This is a genomic window from Streptomyces sp. (genome assembly GCF_036566765.1).
Classification (GTDB): domain Bacteria; phylum Actinomycetota; class Actinomycetes; order Streptomycetales; family Streptomycetaceae; genus Streptomyces.
The window spans coordinates 1-3,373 of the sequence record NZ_DATCVQ010000493.1; the positions used below are offsets into that span (position 1 = coordinate 1).

General features: G+C 68.9%; 2 protein-coding genes. Both read right to left on the reverse strand.

The window, feature by feature from the left end; all coding sequences use genetic code 11:
- Positions 1 to 1,404 (reverse strand): DNRLRE domain-containing protein (locus tag VIU94_RS28770; RefSeq protein ID WP_331915611.1); only part of this gene is annotated, 1,404 nt, incomplete at its 3' end.
- A partial coding sequence (locus VIU94_RS28775; protein WP_331915613.1) for a peptidoglycan DD-metalloendopeptidase family protein occupies positions 1,405 to 3,373 on the reverse strand: 1,969 nt, incomplete at its 5' end.

Genomic DNA, 3,373 nt, shown 5'->3' on the forward strand with positions numbered 1-3,373 from the left:
AGCGACGGCGCCCACGGGCCCCTTCTTGGCGTTGGTGATGGGCCGCAGCGACCACGTGTGATCGCGGTTCATCCGTGCCCCGATGTCGGTCACAGTCGCGTTGAAGCCGCCACCCGGCGCCGCGACCATCACCGAGGGCCCGGGGTAGCGGGCCACCTCACGACCGTCACGGTCCAGCGCCACCTCGTCGGGGATCGCGGTGCGGTGGCCAGTCACGGTGACGACCGGCTCCCACCCGGTATGGGTAGCCGTCGTGCCCGTGAACGCCGCCTGCGTCGCGTCAGGGGTGAGCACGACGTCGAGCTGGGCGATGTTCTCCGCCGGCTGGCCCTCGACCGCCGCCCTGTTGGAGTTGTCCCAGACGGTGACCTCGAGGACCCCTGTCAGGCCATCGGCGGTGAGCCCAACCGGTGGTGTCCAGGTCGTGTCGGCCCCGGCGACCCGGGAGGAGTCGGACAGCACCTTCCCGGTGTCGTCGATCAGCCGGGCACGCCAGGCGACCTGGGTCCCGGTGAACGCCCACACGACCGGGGGAGTGCCGTCCTGGACCGGGATGCGGCCGTTGACGTCCGGCGTGCCGGTGGGGCTGGTGATGGTCAGGTTGGGTCGGGTTGCGTACGTGAACGGCACCCACCCCGACCAGGGCGACCAGCCGCCGTCGGTCTTCTGCCGGGCGCGCCACATCGTGGATGCGCCGTTGGCGAGCGGCACGAAGCTGGTGGCCCCGAGGTCGAGGAGGCCGGCGGTCGCGACGACCTCGCCAGAGTCGAAGGCGGGAGTGGTGGCGTTCGCGGCTGGGTCGGCCTGGACCTGCAGCGAAAGGATCGACAGGTCGGTGTTGAAGAGCAGCGTGGGCGTCGGGTCGGCAACCACCGCGTCGGAGGGCTCCAGGTTGGTCGGCGCCGCAGCTGGGACCGTGTAGGTGACGTAGAGCGCCGGTCGCCCGCCGGCCGCCTTCGGGCCGTAGAACCCGATGTTCGAGCCGGAGGCGGTGGCGAGAGTGACGTAGAGCCCGCGGTTGGTCAGTGTCCCGGCGACCATCTGCTGGATGGTGGAGGTGACCGGGATGTCGAACGCGGCGCCCTTCTTGGGGGCCGCCACGGTCTTCGATCCGACCGCGGAGCTCAGGGTGCCCCGGTTGGCCCACGTGACACTGCCGGGCCAGGGATCCGTACGCCGGTACACCGAGGCGGTCCAAGAGCCCGTGAGGGTCTGGGCGATGTTGACCCGGACGAACGCGTTGGTGATGGTGGCGTTCTTCGGGATCCCGGCCAACGAGACCTGGGTCATCATCCCGGCCGCGGAGACCCGCAGCGGGATGACAGCCAGCTGCCCGAACGCGGTGGTCGACTTGGCGGCCTGGACCGAGTACGCGGACAGCAGGATCGTCTTGGAGGTGCTCACTCAGTTCGCCCTTCCCAGCATGTCGTCCAGCTGACTGGCCGCAGCGACCTTGTCCTCGGCGCGGGCATCGACGTACGCGTTGAACTCGTAGCCGTCCACGACCAGGCGCAGACTCCTGCCAACCAGGCCGCCGGCGGCCTGGTTGGCAGCCTGCAGCGTCCTGAGCTGACCGTCCGTCAGGACCGTCTCCGCCCGGCCGGTGCCGTTGTAGGCCAGCGACAGCCCCGTGGGGAGCCGGCCGCCGGTGTCGAAGACGTTCGGGATCGGGTTGTCCGGGAGGAGCCGGTTCGGGACCTTCCCGTTGATCCAGTTGACGACGTCCCCGCCGACGCTGCGGATCATGTTGCGGAAGATCCCGGCCCAGCCGCCCCCACCAAGCTCCCCCATCCAGCCCTTGACCTTCTTGGCGATGCCGGCGATGTTCTTGATCGCGCCCAGCCAGCCGGTCACAGCGAACCCGCCAACCTTCGCCGGTGCGGCGGCCGCGCCGCCTCCGGCGGTGACAGCGTTCGACCCGCCTGCGAGCTCGAAGTGCAAGTGGGGCCCGGTCGAGTTGCCCGTGGACCCGACGCGGCCGATGGCCTGACCAGCCTTCACCTTCTGGCCGCCGTTGACGTTGAAGCCGCTCAGGTGCGCGTACAGCGTCCGCTGCCCACCGTGGTTGATCTTGACGTGGTTGCCGTAGCTGGTGAGCATCGAGCGGACCGAGGAAACCTGGCCGTCGGCCCACGCCACTACAGGCGCACCCATGTCGCCAGGCTTGTTCAGGTCGCCCGCCCACGTCGCCCAGGGGTAGCCGGAGGCGTGCCGGCTGATCGACGTCGCACCAGGCAGCGGCACCCGGCCGCCGAGGAAGAACCCCTCCGGTCGCGGCAGACTGCCGTGATCGTTGATGTGGTCTAGCCAGCCGGGGTGGTCGCGTTCGAACTTGCGGCGCGACCTCGAGCGGATGACGTGCTCGTCGCCATGCACGGGGCCGACGATCTTGCGGGGATCGACACGACCGGTGTAGCCACCGTCCTTGAACCCGAGCTTCACCTTGTCGGGCATGGTGACGCCGGGCAGGGCGCCGATCATCTTCCGGATGCCGTTGTTGTAGACCGTGTTCACCAGGAACCGGACCGGCTTCTTCGCGGCGCTGCTCAGCGACGACCAGACGTCCTTGATCTTCCCGATGCCCCTCGACACCGCCGGCGCCAGCCGGTCGACCACGAAGTCACGCAGCGCCGCGAGGGTCGGCCTCAGGAACTTGCGCCAGACCGTGACGATCTTGTCCTTCACGCTGTCGAAGGTCGGCCTCACAGCCCTGGTCCAGAGGAACTTGACCGCCGGGACCAGGACTCGGGTGATGTAGGACCACCAGACCTGGAAGATCGGCCGGATCACGTTCTGCCAGGCGAACTTGATCACGCCCCGGACGAGACCGAAGTAGAGCTGGACGCCTCTCCACAGTCCACGGATCCCCGGCATCAGGTACTTGCCGAAGAAGCCGGCGAACGCCGAGAGAGCGGGTCGGATGAAGCCGTTCCACGCGAATGAGACGGCATGGCGGATCCCGGCCCAGGCGCCGTCGACGATCCGGCGGAACGTCTCGGACTTCTTGTAGGCGATGACCAGCCCGACGCCCAGTGCGATCAGGGCGCCGACGATGAGGCCGATCGGGTTGAGCATCATGGCCCGGTTGAGCAGCGTCTGGGCGATCGCCTGCCGGTTGGTCCACATGGTGTGCAGCGCGGTCCAGCCCTGGGAGATCTTCACGCCCAGTGCGTAGCCAGCCCAGAGGGTCGCGCCGACGGCGAGGGCGATGCCGAGCACCTTGAAGGCGGTTGCGTTCTCCTGCACGAATGGGACCAGCCCACTCATCGTGTCAGCGAGGAAGTTGGCTCCCACGATCACGCCGGGCGCGAGGGCCTTGCCGATCTGCAGGCGCAAGGTCTCCCATGCGCCGGAGAGTCGCTCGAGCGCCCCG